The sequence below is a fragment of the Ruegeria sp. CDSC052 genome, assembly GCF_059610685.1.
Window position 1 is genome coordinate 17,847 of sequence record NZ_JBXWOB010000006.1, and the last position, 20,677, is coordinate 38,523.

18 protein-coding genes are annotated in these 20,677 nt (G+C 57.5%); 12 read left to right on the plus strand and 6 right to left on the minus strand.

Translation table 11 applies throughout. The annotated features are described in order from the left end of the window. Positions 1-48 precede the first annotated feature (48 nt). The gene (locus AC2FIM_RS11485; protein ID WP_271950947.1) at positions 49-1,155 is read left to right on the plus strand and encodes a saccharopine dehydrogenase family protein; all 1,107 of its coding nucleotides are present in this window, start codon (positions 49-51) and stop codon (positions 1,153-1,155) included. Between the two features lie 18 nt (positions 1,156-1,173). Next, entirely contained in the window at positions 1,174-2,670 is a 1,497-nt protein-coding gene (amaB, locus tag AC2FIM_RS11490) for an L-piperidine-6-carboxylate dehydrogenase (protein ID WP_496703792.1), read from the plus strand. Positions 2,671-2,708: 38 nt separating this feature from the next. On the opposite strand, the gene AC2FIM_RS11495 is transcribed toward amaB, so the two are convergent. Then, a complete protein-coding gene (locus AC2FIM_RS11495; RefSeq protein WP_496679507.1) occupies positions 2,709-4,286 on the minus strand; it encodes a DUF5928 domain-containing protein in 1,578 nt (525 codons plus the stop codon). Between the two features lie 142 nt (positions 4,287-4,428). Here AC2FIM_RS11495 and AC2FIM_RS11500 point away from each other — a divergent pair, with 142 nt between their 5' ends. After that, entirely contained in the window at positions 4,429-5,247 is an 819-nt protein-coding gene (locus AC2FIM_RS11500; protein WP_142638414.1) for a sulfotransferase family protein, read from the plus strand. Positions 5,248-5,432: 185 nt separating this feature from the next. Here the strand turns inward: AC2FIM_RS11500 and ilvD are convergent, their stop codons facing one another. Beyond that, entirely contained in the window at positions 5,433-7,265 is a 1,833-nt protein-coding gene (ilvD, locus tag AC2FIM_RS11505) for a dihydroxy-acid dehydratase (protein ID WP_271950937.1), read from the minus strand. Between the two features lie 107 nt (positions 7,266-7,372). On the opposite strand from ilvD, the gene AC2FIM_RS11510 reads away from it, so the two are divergent. The 4 genes from AC2FIM_RS11510 (at position 7,373) to AC2FIM_RS11525 (ending at position 10,321) form a co-directional block, all read left to right on the plus strand. Then, the gene (locus tag AC2FIM_RS11510) at positions 7,373-7,930 is read left to right on the plus strand and encodes a helix-turn-helix domain-containing protein (protein ID WP_496679558.1); all 558 of its coding nucleotides are present in this window, start codon (positions 7,373-7,375) and stop codon (positions 7,928-7,930) included. 2 nt (positions 7,931-7,932) lie between these two features. After that, the gene (locus tag AC2FIM_RS11515; protein ID WP_142638410.1) at positions 7,933-8,202 is read left to right on the plus strand and encodes a CBU_0592 family membrane protein; all 270 of its coding nucleotides are present in this window, start codon (positions 7,933-7,935) and stop codon (positions 8,200-8,202) included. Positions 8,203-8,282: 80 nt separating this feature from the next. Beyond that, positions 8,283-9,137, plus strand: a complete 855-nt coding sequence (gene sseA, locus AC2FIM_RS11520; protein ID WP_142638408.1) for a 3-mercaptopyruvate sulfurtransferase — start codon at positions 8,283-8,285, stop codon at positions 9,135-9,137. After that, on the plus strand, positions 9,137-10,321 hold the full coding sequence (locus AC2FIM_RS11525; RefSeq protein WP_496679517.1) for an amino acid aminotransferase: 1,185 nt from the start codon (positions 9,137-9,139) through the stop codon (positions 10,319-10,321). The genes sseA and AC2FIM_RS11525 overlap by 1 nt, the downstream gene beginning before the upstream one ends. Positions 10,322-10,385: 64 nt before the next feature. Here the strand turns inward: AC2FIM_RS11525 and AC2FIM_RS11530 are convergent, their stop codons facing one another. Both AC2FIM_RS11530 and AC2FIM_RS11535 read right to left on the minus strand, forming a co-directional pair. After that, a complete protein-coding gene (locus AC2FIM_RS11530) occupies positions 10,386-11,708 on the minus strand; it encodes an ammonium transporter (protein ID WP_142638405.1) in 1,323 nt (440 codons plus the stop codon). Positions 11,709-11,741: 33 nt separating this feature from the next. Next, positions 11,742-12,080 (minus strand): P-II family nitrogen regulator, encoded by a 339-nt coding sequence (locus tag AC2FIM_RS11535; protein ID WP_142638403.1) that lies wholly within the window; start codon positions 12,078-12,080, stop codon positions 11,742-11,744. A gap of 258 nt (positions 12,081-12,338) precedes the next feature. Between AC2FIM_RS11535 and AC2FIM_RS11540 the strand changes: the two genes are divergently transcribed. The 4 genes from AC2FIM_RS11540 (at position 12,339) to AC2FIM_RS11555 (ending at position 18,020) form a co-directional block, all read left to right on the plus strand. Next, positions 12,339-14,522, plus strand: a complete 2,184-nt coding sequence (locus AC2FIM_RS11540; RefSeq protein ID WP_496679521.1) for a transglycosylase domain-containing protein — start codon at positions 12,339-12,341, stop codon at positions 14,520-14,522. Between the two features lie 312 nt (positions 14,523-14,834). After that, positions 14,835-15,539 (plus strand): SDR family NAD(P)-dependent oxidoreductase, encoded by a 705-nt coding sequence (locus tag AC2FIM_RS11545; RefSeq protein WP_496708207.1) that lies wholly within the window; start codon positions 14,835-14,837, stop codon positions 15,537-15,539. A gap of 343 nt (positions 15,540-15,882) precedes the next feature. Next, entirely contained in the window at positions 15,883-16,896 is a 1,014-nt protein-coding gene (locus AC2FIM_RS11550) for a GlxA family transcriptional regulator (RefSeq protein WP_496708206.1), read from the plus strand. A gap of 197 nt (positions 16,897-17,093) precedes the next feature. Further along, the gene (locus AC2FIM_RS11555) at positions 17,094-18,020 is read left to right on the plus strand and encodes a DMT family transporter (protein ID WP_496708204.1); all 927 of its coding nucleotides are present in this window, start codon (positions 17,094-17,096) and stop codon (positions 18,018-18,020) included. Positions 18,021-18,224: 204 nt separating this feature from the next. Here the strand turns inward: AC2FIM_RS11555 and AC2FIM_RS11560 are convergent, their stop codons facing one another. Both AC2FIM_RS11560 and AC2FIM_RS11565 read right to left on the minus strand, forming a co-directional pair. Further along, on the minus strand, positions 18,225-18,815 hold the full coding sequence (locus tag AC2FIM_RS11560; protein WP_496679533.1) for an isochorismatase family protein: 591 nt from the start codon (positions 18,813-18,815) through the stop codon (positions 18,225-18,227). An 18-nt stretch (positions 18,816-18,833) separates the two neighbouring features. Beyond that, positions 18,834-19,562, minus strand: a complete 729-nt coding sequence (locus AC2FIM_RS11565) for a pirin family protein (protein ID WP_481669236.1) — start codon at positions 19,560-19,562, stop codon at positions 18,834-18,836. A 90-nt stretch (positions 19,563-19,652) separates the two neighbouring features. Between AC2FIM_RS11565 and AC2FIM_RS11570 the strand changes: the two genes are divergently transcribed. After that, on the plus strand, positions 19,653-20,555 hold the full coding sequence (locus AC2FIM_RS11570; RefSeq protein ID WP_496679537.1) for a LysR family transcriptional regulator: 903 nt from the start codon (positions 19,653-19,655) through the stop codon (positions 20,553-20,555). Positions 20,556-20,677: the final 122 nt, after the last annotated feature.

Genomic DNA, 20,677 nt, shown 5'->3' on the forward strand with positions numbered 1-20,677 from the left:
TGAACAACTGTGCCTTCATACTTTCTGAAACGAAAGAGGAGGCGCGTTTTGAGCTGGAATATCTGTGTCATCGGAGCAGGCAAGATCGGTCAGATGATCGCGACTTTGCTGCAATCTTCATCCAACTATTCGGTCACAGTTGCCGACCGCGATCTGGCGGCTTTGTCCGTGCTGAATCGGCAAGGAGTTTCGACCCGCCAGATTGATGTCAGCGATGAAACGCAGCTGGCTGAGGGTCTGAACGGTTTCGATGCGGTTATCTCGGCGGCTCCGTTTTTCCTGACCCCACGGATTGCCAAAGCCGCCAAATCGGCCGGCGCGCATTATTTTGACCTGACCGAAGATGTTGCCGCCACCAACGCGGTGCGCGAGTTGGCCGCCGACAGCGAAACGGCCTTTATGCCGCAATGCGGGTTGGCACCGGGTTTTGTCGGCATCGCCGGCGCGGCCTTGGCTGCGGAGTTCGATACGCTGGACAGCCTGCATATGCGGGTCGGGGCGTTGCCGCTCTATCCCACCAACGCATTGAAGTACAATCTGACCTGGTCCACCGATGGGCTGATCAACGAATATTGCAATCCGTGCGATGCCATCGTGAATGGCGAACGGGTCAAGACCGCTCCGCTCGAGGATTACGAGCGTTTGGGTCATGACGGGGTGGAATATGAATGCTTCAATACCTCGGGCGGGTTGGGCACGTTGCCAGAAACCCTGGACGGAAAGGCGCGGGACGTGTCGTACCGATCGATCCGCTACCCGGGACACCGTGACATTCTGCGTTTGCTGCTGAATGATCTTGGATTGGAACGTCGTCGCGACCTGATGAAGGAAATCTTCGAGACCGCGCTGCCGCGGACCGATCAGGATGTGGTTCTGGTTTATTGCACCGCAAAAGGCATGATCGATGGGGCTCTGCGCGAGAAATCCCTGATCAACAAATCTTATGCCCGTACCCTCAATGGTCAGGTCTGGAGCGCCATTCAGGTCACCACTGCTGCCGGTGTTCTGGGTGTGGTTGATCTGATGCGAACGGGTGCTTTGCCCGGCAAAGGGTTCGTGCGGCAAGAGCAGGTGAACCTATCTGATTTCCTGAACACCGAATTCGGTCAGCTTTACCGCACCGGGGACATAACCAAACAGAACAAGGCGGCCTGAGATATGAAAGACATCGCTATGACAGCCCAAACAACCCTTGCAAATCTGGACCTGACAGCCGCTGAACTGATGGGCGGCACGCTGGCTGTACGCTCGCCCATTGATGGCGGCATTCTGGCCGAGGTACATGAAACGCCTGCGTCAGGGATGGGCACGGTGTTTGCCAATGCCAAGACGGCATTCAAGGCGTGGCGCACGGTTCCAGCCCCACGCCGGGGCGAACTGATCCGCCTGCTGGGCGAGGAATTGCGCGCCGCCAAAGACGATCTGGGTGCGCTGGTCAGCTGGGAAGCTGGTAAGATCACCTCGGAAGGTCTGGGTGAAGTGCAGGAGATGATCGACATCTGCGATTTCGCCGTCGGCCTGTCGCGCCAGCTTTATGGTTTGACCATCGCATCTGAGCGCCCGGGCCACCGGATGATGGAAACGTGGCACCCGGCAGGGCCGGTGGGCGTGATCTCGGCCTTCAACTTCCCGGTGGCGGTCTGGTCGTGGAATGCCGCGCTGGCGCTGGTCTGCGGTGATCCGGTGATCTGGAAGCCGTCTGAAAAGACGCCTTTGACCGCGATGGCCTGCCAGAAGATCTTTGAACGTGCACTGGCCCGATTTGGCGATGCGCCCGACCACCTGCTGCAGACCCTGATCGGAGGTGCCGCGCTGGGCGAGGCGCTGGTGGCCAGCGAGGACGTGCCGGTCATTTCGGCGACCGGGTCCACACGGATGGGCCGTGCCGTAGCCCCCATCGTGGCGCAGCGGTTCGGGAAATGCATTCTCGAGCTTGGCGGCAATAACGCGATGATCGTGGGCCCTTCGGCCGATCTGGAAATGGCCGTGCGTGCGATTGTCTTTTCTGCTGTCGGCACAGCCGGTCAACGCTGCACCACGCTGCGCCGTCTGATCGTTCACAACTCGATCCGCGAGGAGCTGGTGAGCCGGTTGAAAAAAGCCTATGCCGGTCTGCCCATCGGCAATCCGCTGATCGAAGGCACTTTGATCGGTCCGCTGGTGGACGAAGCCTCGGGCGCGGCCATGACCGCTGCGCTGGACGCTGCAAAGGCCGAAGGCGGCGCAGTCTTTGGTGGCGACCGCGTGACCGAAAACGTCCCCGCCGGTGTCTATATGCAGCCCGCGATTGTCGAGATGCCTGGCCAGACAGCAACCGTAAAGACCGAAACCTTTGCGCCGATCCTCTATGTCATGGGGTACGACGCGTTCGACGAAGCCATCGAATTGCAAAATGACGTACCGCAAGGTCTGTCGTCTTGCGTATTCACTCTGAACATGCGCGAGGCCGAGCAATTCCTGACCGCAGCGGGATCGGATTGTGGCATTGCCAATGTCAATATCGGGCCATCGGGGGCCGAGATCGGTGGCGCATTTGGTGGCGAGAAGGAAACCGGTGGCGGGCGTGAAAGCGGCTCGGATGCGTGGAAGGCCTATATGCGCCGTCAGACCAACACCGTGAACTACTCAGCCGAGCTGCCGCTGGCGCAAGGCGTCAAGTTCGACATCTGATCGTGCTGTCGGCGGTACCTGATGGTGCCGCCGGCTCATCAATCTGCAAACAGATAATCCAATCGCATGATGGCCTGCGCCTGTTCCTGTGAAACATTCAGAAACCGGACAATGGCGTCTTCGTTTTCTGTCCGGTCGCTGGTTTCCCGCAGGCGTGCATGTCGATCCAGCGCGGTGCCCCGGATCAACTCGGATTCGTATTCCATCGCGTTGTGCAAAGTTGGGACAAGCCGTGCCACGGTTTCGGTCGGGCTGTCCTGACCGGCCAACCCCACACGGCGGGCGTGGCCGATAAGGTAATCGTCGGAATATTCACACTCGACTTCAAGCACATGGGTTTTGACCTGATCTGCACAGAAGTCCTGAATGATTTCGATATCTGAGGGATCGATGCACAGAACCAGCCGGTTGGTTTCGAAACTTTCAAACAGCATCCGCACAAGAGCGCGCCGGTGGCGGGACCGTTTGAGCAAGGTCGTTTCGATGCCGCCAAGATCGGGCAGAGCCGTATCCTGTTCGTTGAACAGATACTCGACACAAGGGATATCGGTTTCGGACTTAATCTGATCGACCAGACGCTTGGCCACATGCCATTTCTTACACACGATCAGGAAAACATCGCGGTCCGGTCCCAGCGTATTTCCGGCCTCCCAGAACCTTTGCTTGTGGCGGCGTCCGACGCGCCCTCTTGCGGTTAAGAAACTATGGAGATTGCGACCTTCATCCGAGATGTGAAAATCCACCCCATCCGCAGAATAGAGCTGGCCTAACCGGTCCTTCAGCTCATGTGCCTCGGGGCTGATTTTGCGGGCGAACAGAAAATCCTGCCCTAACAGCATGTCGTAATGGTCGTTATAAAATGTCACGGGCATTCCGTAGTCCGAGAACATCAGGAATGTGAGCGTTCGGTTGTCGATCTCTTCACGGGGAACAAGGTGGCGGACAAGCGTTTGAAAGAAAGTCTCATCCGGTATCCAGGTGGTCGAGAAAAAGCGGATTACGTCCGGGCGCTGGGCCAGGAATTCAAAGATCATTTCAACAGTATGACGGCGCAGACACCACCACTGACTGCCGATCATGACCTGGATGTCAGCCGGAACCTCGCGGGTCAGACCAAGTTTTTTCTGTACGTCATAGGATGTATAGAATCGTCTGCTCTGGGTGCGTTCATTGAAGAAATGGCGATAGATCAGCCGGTCTTCTTTCATGCCGGTCTTGATCCAGTTACTGGCAAAAAAGTCGTGGCTTTCGACAAAATCCCTGTCGTTGTCGTTCAGGAACTGATGCGCGTATTCCGCTGTTTTGATCGCCATGCAATCCCCTGACAGCATGTAGAAATGCGTCGCGCGGGGAAAGGCTTTGAGGGCGGCTTGCACTGCGTTCAATGTGGCCTGTACCAAAGACCACTCGCCCCAACCGCATTTGATGCGTTTGGTTGCAAAAGTGACATTCGAATTGGCCTGAAGAGCGCCCTGAATGCGTGCATAGGCCTCGCGACTTGCGCGGGCGTCAAAATGTATGGCCATGCAATCGCCAGCAGCGGTTAGCTGCTCGGCCTGCGCAATGATTGCGTCAGGGTCCTTGTGGCACAACAAAATGTAGGCAATTTTTGCCATTTCAGTTCTTTGTTATCCGTTTCTGCCCGGTTCCCTCTGTGATACTGAGGATGAGCGATTGAATAAACAGATTATTTTTGGTTCTGTAGATACAAAAGCAGGCGCGAATAGTGAGTTACGACCTGTTGAGGAGGCGCAGCAAATGGGTTTTCCCGGTACATGGATGACCGAGAGCGAGAGCATGGTTTACCGTGTTGTCCCGAAATGTGCATGCTCAACCATCGGGCAAATCATGTATTTTTCGGATCATGGCCGTTTTTTTGACGGCGATATCCACGATGCCAAGGACGGGATGCACAAGTGGGCGTTCGGTCCCAGCCAGGAGCCGATTTCGACAAATGTCCGAAATCATAACTCCTTTTCTTTCACCTGCGTGCGGAACCCGTACACGCGAATTCTCAGTTCGTTTTTTGACAAGATCTGTGGAATTCAGCGCAACGGCAAACGGTATCGCGGCAATCTGGTGCCGACGCTGATCTACAATTACGGCATCGAGGTTGGCGGAGAGGACGGTCAGGGTGATTTCGACCAGGTCGCCAGTTTCCGCAGATTCCTGTTATTTGCTCGTGACACGATCAGGTGGCGCCGGCCCATGGATCCGGATATCCACTGGTCCGCCATGTCTGGCCATGTATCGACCTTTATTGCAAATGGCGGACGATATGATCGCATCTTCTGGACCGAGAAGTTCAACGATGGGATGCAAGGTGTTCTGAGCAACTTGGACACGCCACACAAGGTGGCCCTGTCCGAAATCCCGCGGTTCAACGAATCCGAAGGCCACGGACCCAAACGAAAGCATCCTGTCGAGGACTATTTCGACGACCTGTCGATGCATCTTGTCTACGAGATATACAAACAGGATTTCGATCTGTTCAAATACGATTTTGAAGATCCGGCCAACAAGATGCCGATCGCCGAGATCGATCTGGATGAAGTCCACGCCAAGCTTGGGGATTGAGCTGGAAATCACCTTCTCCCGCCCATCGACAATGTAACTTGCGAAACATCTCCTCTGGTTGGGCCTGGCGCCGCGCTATGCGCCGCGCCAGGCCCAAGACCGAAGCCGATAGCGCCAGAAGGCGCGGGAGCGCTTTGGGAATTGATTGGGCCGGATCACTTGATTTGGTGTCCGGCCCTTATGTCTTAGACCTCCCGCACGGCCCCTTTTGCCGCGCTGGTTGTCAGTTTGGCATAGGCTTTGAGCGCGGTTGAGACTTTGCGCTTGCGGGGCGCTGCCGGTATCCAGCCTTTTGCATCCTGCTCCTGGCGTCGTTCGGCAAGCACTTCATCTGAGACTGCCAGATGGATCGAGCGGTTGGGGATGTCGATCTCAATCCGGTCACCCTGGCGCACCAGTCCGATCTCGCCACCTTCGGCCGCCTCGGGTGAGACATGGCCGATCGACAGGCCGGAGGTTCCACCCGAGAACCGTCCATCCGTCAGCAAAGCACAGGCTTTTCCCAGACCTTTGGATTTCAGGTAAGACGTCGGGTACAGCATTTCCTGCATCCCCGGACCGCCGCGCGGGCCTTCATAGCGGATGACCACCACGTCGCCCTCTTTGACCTTGCTGGTCAGAATGTCATTCACCGCCTGATCCTGGCTTTCGCAGACATAGGCCGACCCGGTGAAGGTCAGGCTGGCCGGATCGACACCGGCTGTTTTCACGATACAGCCGTCGCGGGCAATATTGCCGAACAGAACCGCCAGACCGCCATCCTGGCTGAAGGCGTGCTCTTTCGACCGGATCACACCGCCTTCGCGGTCTGTGTCCAGCTCTTTGTAGCGGTTCGACTGGCTGAACGCCTGCGTGGTGCGCACACCGCCCGGCGCGGCCTTGAACAAGTCTTGCGCCTTGGGGTTGTTGGCCACCTTGATGTCCCAATTGGCAATCGCCTCACCCATCGTGCCGGAATGGACCGTGCTGCAATCCTCGTGCAGCAGGCCTGCGCGGCTGAGCTCACCCAGGATCGAAAAGATGCCGCCGGCGCGGTGGACGTCTTCCATATGCACATTCTCGGTATTGGGTGCGACCTTACACAGGCAGGGCACCTGACGGCTGAGACGGTCCATGTCGGTCATGGTGAAATCCACCTCGCCCTCATGCGCGATGGCCAGCAGATGCAGCACCGTGTTGGTCGATCCGCCCATGGCGATATCCAGGCTCATTGCGTTTTCGAACGCCTCGAACGTGGCGATTTCGCGCGGGAGGAAGCCTTTCTCGTCCAGATCATAGTGCCGTTTGGTGATCTCGACGATCCGGCGACCGGCTTCAAGGAACAGCTCTTTGCGGTCCGCGTGTGTGGCCAGAGTCGAGCCGTTGCCCGGCAGCGCCAGACCCAGCGCCTCGGCCAGACAGTTCATCGAGTTGGCGGTGAACATGCCCGAGCACGACCCGCAAGTCGGGCAGGCGTTTTCCTCGATATGCTGAACCTGTTCATCGGTGAACTTGTCGTCGGCCGCGGCCACCATAGCGTCCACGAGGTCGATCTTTTTGGCGTCCAGATCGGCGATGTCGATCTTGCCCGCCTCCATTGGCCCACCCGAGACGAAAATGGCGGGGATGTTCAGGCGCATCGCGGCCATCAGCATGCCGGGCGTGATCTTGTCACAGTTCGAGATGCAGACCATCGCGTCAGCACAGTGCGCGTTGACCATATATTCAACTGAATCCGCGATTACCTCACGCGAGGGCAGCGAATACAGCATCCCGTCATGTCCCATGGCGATACCGTCATCCACCGCGATGGTGTTGAATTCCTTGGCAACACCACCCGCCGCCTCGACCTCGCGGGCGACCATCTGGCCCAGATCCTTCAGGTGCACGTGGCCCGGTACGAACTGGGTGAACGAGTTGACGATGGCGATGATCGGCTTGCCGAAATCGTCGTCGCCCATGCCAGTCGCGCGCCACAGGCCGCGGGCACCGGCCATGTTGCGGCCATGGGTTGAGGTTCTGGATCGGTACAATGGCATGATGCTGTTTCCCTTTTGCCTCGGGTTGCATGTCTTGGGGTTTGTGCGTTATAGCGCACGTACCACATGTGCGCTATAACGCACAAGAGGATTCGAAAGACGGCATCATGGCACCGGACGAGATCACGCTGAAATTACGGGACATGCGGGCGGCATCCGGGCTGAGCCTGTCCAAAGTCGCCGAGATGACAGGCGTCAGCAAAGCTATGCTGGGGCAGATCGAGCGTGGCGAATCCAGCCCAACCATCGCCACTTTGTGGAAGATCGCCAAGGGGTTCCAACTGCCGCTGAGCGCGCTGATTGAAACCGCGAATGGGGACCCCTCTGTTTTTCAGACCGTGACTTTTCCGGGCAGCATCGAGGTCAAGATCGTCTTTCCGTTTGATTCCGCGCTAGGGGCCGAAACCTTTCACGTCAGTCTGACCCCAAACCAATGCCACGAGTCGCCCGCGCATGCGGCGGGCGTGACCGAAGAGGTCTTTGTCCTTTCCGGTACGCTTGAAATTCTGCGTGGTGAGGCCTGGGTGCCGCTAAACGCTGGACAGGGGCTGCGTTTTGCCGCCGATCTGCCGCATGGCTATCGTGCGGGCGCGCAGGGGACAGCGTTTTTGAACATGCACCATTATGGGCAACACAGCGAGTTTCCTGAAAACGGCAAGGGCTGATCATGACTGCGTTTCTTGACACTTTGACCATCGCGGATGGAATCGGCTCAATCGGGGCGATGATCGTGGTCGCTGCGTATTTCGCCACGCAGATGCGGATGATGAATTCCGACGACCTGGCCTTTCCAGTGGTAAACCTGTTGGGGTCGATTCTGATCGTCTATTCGCTGTTTGAGAACTTCAATTTGGCCTCGATGCTGATCGAATCCTTCTGGATTTTGATCAGTCTGATCGGGATCGCTCAGTTTTTCCGCCTCAGGCGGGCCCGTTAGCGGTACAGGCCGCCATCCAGCCTTGAACAGACATGCGCGCGCGTATAGGGACAGACCAAGCGCGCATAGGGGAGGCATTGATGCAGGACGATCCCAAAACCCTCGTTTCAACCGAATGGCTTGCGGCCCATCTCAAGGATCCGGACCTGCGGGTCCTGGACGGATCATGGTATCTGCCGCAACACGGACGCGACGCCAAAGCGGAATATGACGCGACCCATATCCCCGGCGCGAGATTCTTTGACATTGATGATATTGCCGATCTTCGGTCGGACCTGCCGCATATGGTGCCTCCGGTCGAGAAATTCATGTCGCGCCTGCGGGCGATGGGCGTGGGGGATGGCCATCAGGTGGTGGTCTATGACGGCTCGGGGCTGTCCTCGGCTGCGCGGGTCTGGTGGATGTTCCGCCTGATGGGGCAGGACAACATTGCCGTGCTGGACGGTGGCTTGCCGAAATGGCTGGCCGAGGGGCGAGAGGTTGAAGACCTGCCGCCTGTTATCCGCGACCGCCACATGACCGTGCGGGTTCAGAACCATCTTGTGCGTGATGTCACGCAGGTATCTGCCGCCGCCAAGCTGGGGGATCACGAGATCATTGACGCACGCGCAGCCGGCCGCTTCGCAGGTACCGATCCCGAGCCGCGCGAAGGGCTGCGGTCTGGTCGTATCCCAGGATCACGAAACGTCCCCTTCGGCACCTTGCTGAACAAGAATCACACGATGAAATCGCCCGAGGAATGCCGCGCCATTTTCGAGGCCGCTGGCGTCGACCTGTCGAAACCGGCGATTACCTCATGCGGGTCGGGTGTGACTGCCGCGATTCTCAGCCTTGCGCTCGAGCGCATGGGCAAGAAAGACCACTCGCTTTATGACGGCTCCTGGGCTGAATGGGGTGCCTTCCCGACCCTGCCCGTCGCAACCGGAGAGACCTGATGTTTGAACATCTCAAGCCGCAACCTGCCGACAAGATTCTAGCGCTGATGCAGATGTACCGCGAAGACCCGCGCGATCAGAAGATCGACCTGGGTGTTGGCGTCTACAAGAATGCCGAAGGCATCACGCCAGTGATGCGCGCGGTCAAGGCCGCCGAAAAGCGCATTCTGGAAGAGCAGGAGAGCAAGGCCTATACCGGATTGGCGGGCGATCCGGCCTATGCTGATGCGATGATTGGCCTGATCCTGGGCACCTCGGTTCCACGCGGCAACATCGCTGCCGTGGCGACGCCCGGCGGAACCGGTGCCTGCCGTCAGGCATTTGAGATGATCCGCATGGCCAACCCCTCGGCCCGCGTGTTCGTCTCGAACCCGACCTGGCCAAACCATCTGTCGATCCTGAATTACCTGGGGATTGAAGCGGTTCCATACCGCTATTTCGATGGCGAGACTCGTGGCGTCGATTTCGACGGCATGATTGCCGATCTGAAAACTGCCAAGTCGGGCGATGTGGTGTTGTTGCACGGCTGTTGCCACAACCCGACCGGGGCCAACCTGAACCTGGTGCAGTGGCAGGAAGTGGTGACCATCATCAACGAGCTTGGCCTCGTGGCGATGATCGACATAGCCTATCAGGGTTTTGGCGACGGTCTGGAAGAGGATGCGCAGGCGACCCGCCTTGTTGCGTCTTCGGTCAAGGAATGCCTGATCGCGGCGTCGTGTTCCAAGAATTTCGGCGTCTACCGTGAACGCACCGGCCTATTGCTGGCAATCAGCGCAGATGCGGGACAGACCGCGTTGAACCAGAGCACGCTGGCCTTTCTGAACCGCCAGAACTATTCATTCCCGCCCGACCACGGCGCGCGCGTGGTCACCACGATCCTGACCGACCCCGTCCTGCGGGCCGACTGGGAGGCCGAGCTGGAAGAGATCCGCTTGTCCATGCTGGGGCTGCGCCAGCAACTGGCCGATGAGCTGCAACGCCACAGCGGCTCCGACCGGTTCGGCTTTGTCGCCCAGCATCGCGGCATGTTCTCGCGCTTGGGCGCGGCACCGGAACTGGTGGAACAACTGCGCGCTGATCACGGCATCTACATGGTCGGCGACAGCCGTCTGAACATTGCCGGGCTGAATGCCAACACGGTTCCGATTCTGGCCAAAGCGATTATCGACGTCGGAGTTTAAATCTGCGGAAAAAAAAGAAACCCGGGCGACACCGCCCGGGTTTTTTGTTGGATTGGGTTGGATATCAGCCCTTGGAGAACTCCGGGTACGCTTCCATGCCCAGTTCCGCCATGTCCAGGCCGTTGATCTCATCCTCTTCGCTGACTCGAATGCCGACGGTGGACTTCAGGATCGACCACAGGATCAAAGCGCCGACAAAGGTGAACAGACCGTAGGCGAGGATACCCAGCAGCTGCGTACCCAGGCTGGCTTCGCCGTAAAAGATCACGGCGATGGTGCCCCAGATCCCGGCGAACAGATGAACCGGGATGGCACCGACCACGTCATCGATCTTGAACTTGTCCAGCATCGGGACCGCAAAGACCACGATGATACCGCCTACGGCACCGATCCACAGTGCGCCGAACAGCGTCGGGGCCAGCGGTTCCGCAGTGATCGACACCAGGCCGGCCAGCGCGCCGTTCAGCACCATGGTCAGGTCAGGTTTTTTGTACAGCAGCTGTGTCAGGATCAGGGCTGCCACTGCGCCTGCCGCTGCGGCCATGTTGGTGTTAGCAAAGATGCGCGACACGTCGGATACGTCACCCACGGTTCCCATCGCCAGCTGCGAGCCGCCGTTGAAGCCGAACCATCCCAGCCACAGGATGAATGTCCCCAAAGTGGCCAGCGCCAGGTTCGAACCGGGCATCGGATGAACCTTGCCGTCTTTGTACTTGCCAATCCGCGGACCCAGGATCAGGGCACCTGCCAGAGCTGCCCAGCCGCCAACCGAATGCACGATGGTCGAGCCAGCAAAATCCGAGAAACCAGCCTCGGACAACCAGCCACCGCCCCACTGCCATGAGCCAGAGATCGGGTACATGACGCCGGTCAGAACAATCACGAAAACCAGGAAGGGCCACAGCTTGATACGTTCAGCTACAGCACCCGATACGATCGACGCGGTTGCGGCCACAAACACCAGCTGGAAGAAGAAGTCCGAACCAACCGAAGCATAATCCAATGCCGCGGCGTCAGCACCCACGCCCACCGGATCCAGGACTGTGGTTTTGAAGAACGGTCCAACCCACCCCGCGATGGTCCAGCCGTCGCCGGGATACATCAGGTTGAAGCCGATCAGCCAGTACATGATCGCGGCAAAGGAAAACAGCGCCACGTTCTTGATCATCTGCATGGCCACGTTTTTCGACCGCACCAGCCCGCCTTCGAGCATGGCAAAGCCGGCGGCCATGAAGAACACCAGGAACCCTGCCATCAGAAACAGCAGCGTGGTGAAGATGTATTGTGTGTGCAGCGCGGCTTCGCCGGTGGCGGCCTCCTGCGCTAGGCCAATCTGCGGCAGCGCGACTATCGCGGCGGCAGGGATGAGAGATTTCATCAGGTTCATTGTCAGTCCTCGAATAGTGTTGAGTGGGGGCGCTTAAAGCGCCTCTTCGTTCGTTTCCCCGGTCCGCACGCGCAGGGCCTGCTCAACGTCGAGGACGAAAATCTTGCCGTCGCCGATCTTGCCGGTCTTGGCGGATTTGGTGATGGTTTCTACGATCTGGTCGGCCATCGTGGCGGGCACCACGATCTCAAGCTTGATCTTGGGTACAAAGTTCACCGCGTATTCGGCACCGCGATAGATTTCCGTGTGCCCCGATTGCGAGCCGAAGCCCTTGATCTCGGTTACCATCATGCCGCGTATGCCCGCGTCGGTCAGTGCCTCGCGCACCTCCTCGAGCTTGAACGGTTTGATTGTTGCAATAATCAGTTTCACGCTGTTCCCCTCTGCTTCCCCGGTCTGTCCGGCGTGTTTGCACCTGCAGAAAAAGAGCGTGCCGAAGCTGTGTAAGGAACGGTTCAGTGGTCAAATTCGGGAGGAATTGGTGAGTGAGTGCACAATTTTTGCACAGATTCTGCATATCGATTAAAATATAGGCGCGTTAGAGAGGGTGCATTCCGGAAATTCAGACCTCTACTTCATCGGTATAGCAGGGTATGGTGCCTCAAAACGATAACCGGGCAGAGTTTGAGCATGACTGAGTCCAGGCGCCGCAAGGCACCGCTTGTGGCGGACAAAAGATACGCGTCGAAGGGGCGAAAACCCACGGCGACCAAAGGCACTGCGAAACCCGCAGGCAAAAAGGCTGCGGCGCGCAAAACGACAACCCGAAAAAGCACACGGAGAAAGACACGCCGGAAATCCGGCGGTGGTGGTGGCTTTTTTCGCCGGTTGTTTCGCTGGGTCTGGCGCCTGATCTGGGGGGTAAGTTGGCGCGTGGGCGCTGTGGCTGCCCTGTTGCTGGCGCTGGCTGTCGGGGTTGTCTATACCTCTTTGCCTGATGTCGGCGCCTTGCTGGACGGGCGTGCGCGCGGGTCTGTCACCTTGTTGGACCGGGATGGCAAGGTCTTTGCCTGGCGTGGGGATCAGTTCGGCGGGGTAATCACCGCGGACACGGTTTCTCCGTATCTGAAAAATGCAGTGGTCGCCACCGAGGACAAGCGATTCTACCGCCATTTCGGCGTCAGTCCTCGGGGTGTCGCTAGCGCTGTGCGTATCAACCTGCGCGAAGGGCGCGGGCCTTTGTCTGGTCATGGCGGATCGACCATCACCCAGCAGACGGCCAAACTGTTGTGCCTGGGCGTGCCATATGTCCCTAGCGAGTGGGAGTCTGAGGCCGCCTATGAGGCTGATTGCCGTCAGGGATCCCTGTGGCGCAAGGGCAAAGAGGCTGTCTATGCGATCGCGATGGAGGTCAAATACTCCAAGGATGAAATCCTGACCATCTATCTGAACCGTGCCTTCCTCGGGTCCGGTGCGCGGGGTTTTGAGGCGGCAAGCCAGCGCTATTTCGGGATTTCTGCCGCCGAGGTCAGCCCCTCGCAGGCGGCGATGCTGGCTGGTCTGCTGGTGGCGCCGACGCGGTATGCGCCGACAAATAACCTGCAACGCTCGCAGGATAGGGCGCAGTTGGTGATTGGGCTGATGGAGGCGCAGGGCTATCTGACCACTGCCCAGGCCAGCGGGGCGCGCAGAAACCCGGCGCAATTGTCTGCGGCTGCGGCTGCACGCGCCGGTGGGTATTTTGCCGATTGGGTCATCACGGAACTGCCCAGCTTTTTCGGCTCGGACACCACCGATGACGTGGTGATCCGGACGACGCTGGACCAGCGCCTGCAGAAATCCGCAGAAGAGGCATTGCAATATATCTTCAAGGAAAAGGTCCGCGAAGGGTCCAAGGCGCAGGCCGCGATTGTGGTGATGTCCGCAGATGGTGCCGTGCGGGCGATGGTCGGCGGGCGCAAGACCCGCGTATCGGGCGCATTCAACCGGGCCACACAGGCGCTGAGGCAAACAGGGTCGTCCTTCAAACCCTTCGTCTATGCTACCGCGTTGGAACTGGGCTATTCGCCTCTGGATACGGTGGTGGACGAGCCCTATTGCATCAATATCGCCGGTTCGGGGCAATGGTGCCCCAAGAACTATACCAACAAGCATTATGGGCGCGTCACGCTTGCTGATGCCCTCAAGAACTCGTTGAACATCCCGGCCGTGAAAGTGGCCGAGGTTGCCGGTTTGGAAAATGTCCGTACCGTCGCCAGTGAGTTTGGCATTGAAAGCAATCTGGCCGAGGGACCCGCGCTGGCGCTGGGCGCATCGGAAAGCACGCTGATTGAGATGACCGGGGCCTATGCCGGTATCCTGAACGGCGGTTCTGCAGTTGAGCCCTATGGGTTGACCGAGCTGAAGCTGCTGGGCGACGACGCCCCTCTGATGGCGACGAGCACCGGCATCGGTGAGCGGGTGATCAACGGTAAGGCTGCCAAGCAACTGACCTGGATGATGGAACGTGTCGTGTCCGAAGGCACGGGCGGGCGCGCGAAACTACCCGGCTGGCAGGTGGCAGGTAAGACCGGCACCACGCAGGCGGCGCGGGATGCCTGGTTCATCGGGTTCACGGCTGATTATGTGACCGGAGTCTGGATGGGTTATGACGACAACACCCCCCTGTCCGGCGTGACTGGCGGCGGGTTGCCAGCCGAGATTTGGAAAGAGACGATGGTGCGCGTGACTGACGGGATGACGCCCACACCGCTGCCAATGCTGGCCCCCGATCCGCCCGTCCGGCAAGAGCAACCGAGGCGTCAGCGCCGCAATCAGGGCAATGGGTTCGAAAATGCGATCAACAACCTGCTGAACAACCTCTTTGGCAACTGATGTAGGCAAGGAAAAGTCGGCGCGCAGGGTCAGCCAATGACAGCATATGGTGCAGAATGCCCGATTCGCATCCGTATCAACGTGAATCCCATCTCTGAACTGCTCTGCCGCTGCCAACATTGCAACTTCCGATATGCGGACAAATTTGCCGTTGGCTCAATCGTTTCTGAGGACCGATCTCAGCCCAAACCCGACATTCAAAACAAGCCTTTGCAATTCTGGCTTTGCGAACTTTGCTGTCCCTCATCAAACGAACCAAAAGAGTTTTGTGCTACGATTGCAGAGAGACGAAAGCTGTAAGGAGAAGAAGTCATGGATGGCAAGGTTTGCGTCATCATCGGTTTTGGCCCTGGATTGGGCGCCGCATACGCTGAGATTTTCAAGCATGCCGGTTACTCTCTCGCACTGCTGAGCCGCTCGGGCGCCACATTCGGTGACGAGGGTTCAACTGATACGTCAGTTCGATCCTACAGATGCGACGCCGGAGACCCGGATAGCTTGAAAAAAGCGCTTACCGCAGTCCAGAGCGATCTAGGGGAAATTGATGTCGTTATTTACAACGCAGACCTCGCACAGTTTGGAACGCTTGAAGACGTTTCGGAGATCGAGTTCGAGCAGAGCTGGCGCGTCGGGGCTCTTGGTCTTTTTGCCACCGCAAAGCTTCTAGGACCTCAGATGTCCGAACGTGGTTCCGGGGTGATCATCGTTTCGGGCGCGACCGCTGCACTTCGTGGGAACGTTTGGACGACGGTATTTGCTCCTTCAAAGTCTGCCCAACGTACGCTGGCAAATGCACTGGCCAAGCAGCTCGGCCCGCGGGGCATACATGTGGCGTATCTCGTTATCGACGGTGTGATTGACACCGAGGACACACGGACGAACTTTGCTCCAGATGAACCCGACGACTTCTTTATCAAGCCAGAGCGGATTGCGGAGACGGCTCTGATGTTGGCCCGACAAGACAAGTCGGCTTGGACATTCGAGCTCGACATTCGACCCTTCGGAGAAAAGTGGTAGCTCTCTGACAACCCGAAGTTGACATCGAAATTGCTCAAACTAACGGTCTCTCACCAGTGAACAGCCTGGTCCAATATAGATCACCGATTTCCACATCTCTTCCGTCACTTTGCAGTTGTCGGTTCCTCTTCCTTGGTCATCTGTTCGGCTAAGTTTTCCGAGCGCTAGTCTCTTCAAAAAGATCGGCTTTTCACGGTCAAAAAATAATCTCCAAACTGCGTTCATCATCGCTAACACCTCCAGCGAACTTCGTGCCTTTGAAGACTGCACGACATTTTTCGTTTTGCGTGAGTGGCGGAACGGCTAATAAGGGGGCAAATTCACCACTTTGGGAATTTTGCCGATGCCATATTCGGTTCAAATCGTTGCCACCCCAGAAACCAGCGCCTCCAGCGTGTTTGGCCTGTACGACACTTTGGTGGCCGCTGGGCGGGACTGGGAACATTTGGTGAGCGGCGAGGAGCCTATGCCGGTGTTTGACGTCAGTCTCGTTGGCCCGAACATTGAAGGGTTTCGTTGCGGAAGTGGCATATGGATCGTGCCAGACCAGACATTTAAGAACGCAGACGACGCTGATATTATTGTCGTACCTGGACTGACACTTTCACCGCACGACCGGCTCGACCCCGAACTACATCCTTGTTTAGCGTGGCTTGCTAAGCGCGACTTGGCCAAGACGCGTATCGTGTCAGCCTGTACAGGGGCGGTCTATTTGGCGGAAATAGGTATTTTGGATGGGGTTGAAGCGACCACACATTGGGCTTGGGAAGGCCTTTTTCGAAGGCTCTATCCGAATGTGCGGCTCCGCATCGACCGCGGCCTTTGCTTTGCCGATGCGTCCCGCGGACCCGTTACGTCGGGTGGGACAACCGGGTGGCAGGAACTCGCAACGTTCCTGATCGCGCATTACGGCGGCACGCAAAAGGCGGTGCGGGCAGCAAAAGTCTGGCTTATGGCCAACCGCGGAGAACTTCAGTCACCATTCAGTTCAATGATCATTACGGCACCTCATGCTGACGCCATAATCTCACAGGCTCAGTTATGGATTTCCGACAATTACTCCGTCGATAACCCAGTCGCAGAAATGGCTAAACGTTCCGGGTTGTCGCCAACTACGTTTGCACGACGCTTTCGCAAAGCAACGAGTAAGTCACCGCAAGATTACGTTTTGGCGCTGCGAATTGAAGAAGCCCGCCAGTTGCTTGAAACTACCGACTGCTCCGTGGTGGAGGTCGGAGAAGCAGTCGGATATGCCGATACGCCTTCGTTTAGGAGGTTGTTCAAACGAAAGACAGGACTGACTCCTGTCGAACACCGCAAAATGTTCGGCCTGTCTCGGTTCTCAAACTACTCCTGATGGACGGTGTTTAAGATCGGCAATTCTATTGATCGCTTAGGGCTCGGTATCGCCTTTCACGGCCTTACACATAAGTGACTGCTCGCAGCCCGAAGCGGGCATTCTCAACTAGGCTTTGCATTCTCTTAGATGCGGACAAAGCTGTCGTTCTTCGAATCTCTAAAGACGAAATAGCAAATGCGTGATAGCTCCAGATTATGGCAACGACATCTGCGCGAAATCGACCGTCCATCCCTTACGCATTTGCAGTTTTTGGTGTTCTTTTTGCTTCAATCTGTTTCGGACTAGTTCCCTATTTCAGCCGCAGCCTGACCGAACAGGGCGTCGCACCCTATGCAGTCGCATTCTACCGCTACATTGTTGCGGCGATTCTTCTGCTTCCTGTTCTCATTTTGAACCGAAAAGAATGGCGAGAGATCACTTGGGGCCTTTCAGCTGGAGCCGTAATGGGGCTTGGGTGGATCGGGTATGTAACGGCGCTGGAGAAGTTGCCCGCATCGACAGTGGGTGTGCTTTACATGACCTATCCAGTATTCACTCTGGTCATTGCCTGGGCCGTGTTCGCTGATGCACCAACGAGGCGCGCATTGTTGGCCGCTGGTCTGATTGTGGTGGCAGCCGTCATTGCTGGCTCGCCCGCATCAGTGCCTGCGGAGCATCTACCAACTCTGCTGCTATCCCTTGCTGCCCCATTTGGGTTTGGCTTCGGAATCTGCGTGCTCGTACACAGGTTGTCACGGATTGCGCCGTTGGCACGCATCGCGTCAGTCTCTCTGGGGTCTGTACTGGGTCTTGCGCCGCTCATCCTTGGCGCTGAAGTTGGAGAGTTGCTCCCAGGGGAACAATCCGATTGGATTCTCATTGTTGGTATTGGACTTGTCACCGCGTTCGTGCCCCAACTTATCTACACGATCTGCTCGCCTGTAATTGGGGCTTCTCAAACTGCGGTGGTCGGAAGCATAGAGTTACCCACGATGTTTGCTGTTGGATTTCTAGCCTTTGGCGAAACCATTACTTTACCTCAAGCCTTGGCATGTGCGTTAGTTCTGGGTGCAATCGCGATCACTAGAAGCCGCAAGACACGCACAGTATCTGCCGTTCTCGCGAAATCGCCGAAGCAGTAGTACCGGGCTCAGATTTACCATTTTCTACAGTCAGTTTGATAGACTGGTGGCAGCCCAATCCGGACCTTCGCAACTAGACTTTGCAGTTTCCTGCGCAAAGAAAAGGTCATTTGCTACTTCATTCTGAACGGCATTCGAACGCGAATAGCTGCCGCCCTGTGATAGGGCGGCAGCTCCCGTATCGTTTGTGACGGATCGGAGAGTTTATCCGCGGCTCAGGATTTCCTCACCAAGGATCTGCATGATTTTCTGGCCGGTCTCGCTAGCCCAATTGACCGCAAGCTCTGCCAGCAGCGCGCTGGTTGTGGTGAGGTCGACACCGCCGCGCTCCATCTTCCGGAACGCCATCTCATCCGTCAGCGCAGTCGGGGAACCGGAGGCATCGACCACAACGGTCACAGCAAAGCCTTCGTCGGCGGCGCTGATTGCGGGCGGGGCAAGGCACACGTCGGTGGTGATGCCTGCCATGATGAAATGCTTGCGTCCGGTGTTGCGGCAGGCATCTGCAAAGGCGCTGTCATACCAGCAGTTCACTACGCCGGGGCGTTTGATACGCGCGGCGAAGGCATCTGGCGCGATCTCTTCCAGTGTGGGCATCAGCGGCCCCTGCATGTTGTCTTCCATGCTGGAGGTCAACACCAGCGGCATGCCAAGCTCGGTCGCCGTCCGCGCGAGGGCGCGGGTGTTAGCTTCGATCAGATCGCGGTCAACTGATTTTGCCCAATTCATTGTGCCGACCTGATGGTCGATCAGAACGATGGCTGCGTTGTCGGGGGTCGTTTTCGGGGAGGTCATGTTGATGTCCTTTTCTGGTTAAGAGATTTCGGAAGCGGGCAGATCGAAGATCAGGAGTTCGGCTTCGGCTGAGACCGTAATCTCCAGGTTTCCGGAGCGGAGCAGTCCCAGCCCATCTCCTTTGCCAAGGGGGAAGCCAGTAACAGTTGCCTCGCCTTCGATCATAAAGATGTAGAGGCTGCGATCAGGGCTGTGCGGATTGAAACTCAGCACGCCGTGGCGGTCCATTTTGCCGTAACTGAGACGCACTTCCTGCTGTACAACAAGGGAGCCTTCGGCACCGTCGGGCGACAGCACCAGCTGGAACCGATTGGTGTGGTCCGCGGTTTCCAGCTCTTTGCTGGAATAAGCCGGCGCCAACCCTTCGAATTGCGGCTCGAACCAGATTTGCAGAGCTCGCATCGGCATTGTCCGCGAGTTGTTCACTTCGTTGTGGAGGATACCGGTGCCAGCGGAGATCACCTGAAGGCCCTTCGCTTTTACAGTGCCGTTGTGAACGGGCACCACCGGATCGATATGTGACACCTCTCCGTCTACCATGAAGGTAACCACCTCGACATCCTGATGCGGATGCAGGCCAAATCCCTTGGCGCCGGGGGACAGCGTGCCGTCATCGATTGTGATCAGCGGGCCGAACCTGCGCCGCCCTGCTTCCAGATGCGGCTTAAACGACATATACGCTTGCATGAAGCCGAAGTCCTTGAACTCTCGTGTCGCGGCGGGGTGGTAGACCGTATCTGTCTGCATTTCTCATATCCTGGCCTGTTCGCTGGGACAGAATTTAGGGACTCCATTCGTTCTGGAAAATGATCCCTTTGTTAACTACTGTTCGTAATTATGAACGATAGATTCTATTCCTGCGCTAAGGCCCTGGTCGCTACTGTTCGTGCTGGCTCGATGAGTGCAGCAGCGGCAGAGTTGAACACCACGAAATCATCGATCAGTCAGAAGCTTGCGCTGTTCGAAGCTGAATTGGGGCTGGTATTGCTGGACCGGTCAGGTCGGGCGGTGACCCCGACCTCAGCCGGGCGCAGAATATTCGAGATCTGCACGGGGCCTGTTGACGCAGCGCTTGAGGCAGAGGCAGAGCTTGGCTTCGCCAGAGGCGGGAAGATTGCTGGTCGAGTGTCGGTCTCGGGCCCCAATAGCCTGCTTGGCACCGTATTTGTCCCGCTCCTGACTGGGCTTCAATCCCGCTATCCAAATGTCGAACTTGAGCTTCATGCAGACGATTCCAGGTCGGATTTTGCGACAGAAGACATCGATCTGGCATTCAGGACCGGCCCCGCAGATAAAGGACGGTTCATCTCGGCAGCCTTACCGCCAGCGCAGCGGGCACCTTACGCGAGCCCGCTGCTATTGGAGCGGATGAGAACCGTCAACCAGCCTGCTGATTTACTCTCGGTGTCATGCGTTTTGCGCACACAAGAATCAGGCAAATGGCTATTCAAGAACGAAGCAGGTCAAAGTGAGGCCGTTGCGCCGCCCGTCGGCTTGCGAGTCAATACGATGGAGCTCGCAATTACAGCAGTTTTAACGGGGCATGCAGTTGCCATGCTGCCCACATTGCTGGCGCAACAGGATGAACGCGCTGGCAACCTCGTGCGCCTTCTTCCTGAATGGTCTACCGAACCAGTTCCCCTGAATTTACTTTGCCGCCTTGAACGCTTGGCCGCTCCGCAGGTCGCTGCGGTTCGGCAATACGTTATGGAGGCACTAAAATCCGCACATCTGTTGTAGCCAGTCAATCTCGACTGAGCTGTATGACGGTACGTGGAATCCACTTAGCTCAAATCAACAAGCCGCTAAAAATTTAATGGTGCGAGACCTCCTGGTTGACGTATTGATGTGCAACATCTTCC

Bases quoted from the DNA above. Each gene is read 5' to 3' on its own strand.
- AC2FIM_RS11565 (WP_481669236.1), bottom strand. From the start codon at position 19,562: ATGCAGACAGATACGGTCTACCACCCCGCCGCGACACGAGAGTTCAAG.
- AC2FIM_RS11550 (WP_496708206.1), top strand. From the start codon at position 15,883: ATGCCATATTCGGTTCAAATCGTTGCCACCCCAGAAACCAGCGCCTCC.
- AC2FIM_RS11510 (WP_496679558.1), top strand. From the start codon at position 7,373: ATGGCACCGGACGAGATCACGCTGAAATTACGGGACATGCGGGCGGCA.
- AC2FIM_RS11570 (WP_496679537.1), top strand. From the start codon at position 19,653: ATGAACGATAGATTCTATTCCTGCGCTAAGGCCCTGGTCGCTACTGTT.
- amaB (WP_496703792.1), top strand. From the start codon at position 1,174: ATGACAGCCCAAACAACCCTTGCAAATCTGGACCTGACAGCCGCTGAA.
- AC2FIM_RS11525 (WP_496679517.1), top strand. From the start codon at position 9,137: ATGTTTGAACATCTCAAGCCGCAACCTGCCGACAAGATTCTAGCGCTG.
- AC2FIM_RS11545 (WP_496708207.1), top strand. From the start codon at position 14,835: ATGGATGGCAAGGTTTGCGTCATCATCGGTTTTGGCCCTGGATTGGGC.
- AC2FIM_RS11540 (WP_496679521.1), top strand. From the start codon at position 12,339: ATGACTGAGTCCAGGCGCCGCAAGGCACCGCTTGTGGCGGACAAAAGA.
- AC2FIM_RS11500 (WP_142638414.1), top strand. From the start codon at position 4,429: ATGGGTTTTCCCGGTACATGGATGACCGAGAGCGAGAGCATGGTTTAC.
- AC2FIM_RS11495 (WP_496679507.1), bottom strand. From the start codon at position 4,286: ATGGCAAAAATTGCCTACATTTTGTTGTGCCACAAGGACCCTGACGCA.
- AC2FIM_RS11555 (WP_496708204.1), top strand. From the start codon at position 17,094: ATGGCAACGACATCTGCGCGAAATCGACCGTCCATCCCTTACGCATTT.
- AC2FIM_RS11515 (WP_142638410.1), top strand. From the start codon at position 7,933: ATGACTGCGTTTCTTGACACTTTGACCATCGCGGATGGAATCGGCTCA.
- AC2FIM_RS11530 (WP_142638405.1), bottom strand. From the start codon at position 11,708: ATGAACCTGATGAAATCTCTCATCCCTGCCGCCGCGATAGTCGCGCTG.
- AC2FIM_RS11560 (WP_496679533.1), bottom strand. From the start codon at position 18,815: ATGACCTCCCCGAAAACGACCCCCGACAACGCAGCCATCGTTCTGATC.
- ilvD (WP_271950937.1), bottom strand. From the start codon at position 7,265: ATGCCATTGTACCGATCCAGAACCTCAACCCATGGCCGCAACATGGCC.
- sseA (WP_142638408.1), top strand. From the start codon at position 8,283: ATGCAGGACGATCCCAAAACCCTCGTTTCAACCGAATGGCTTGCGGCC.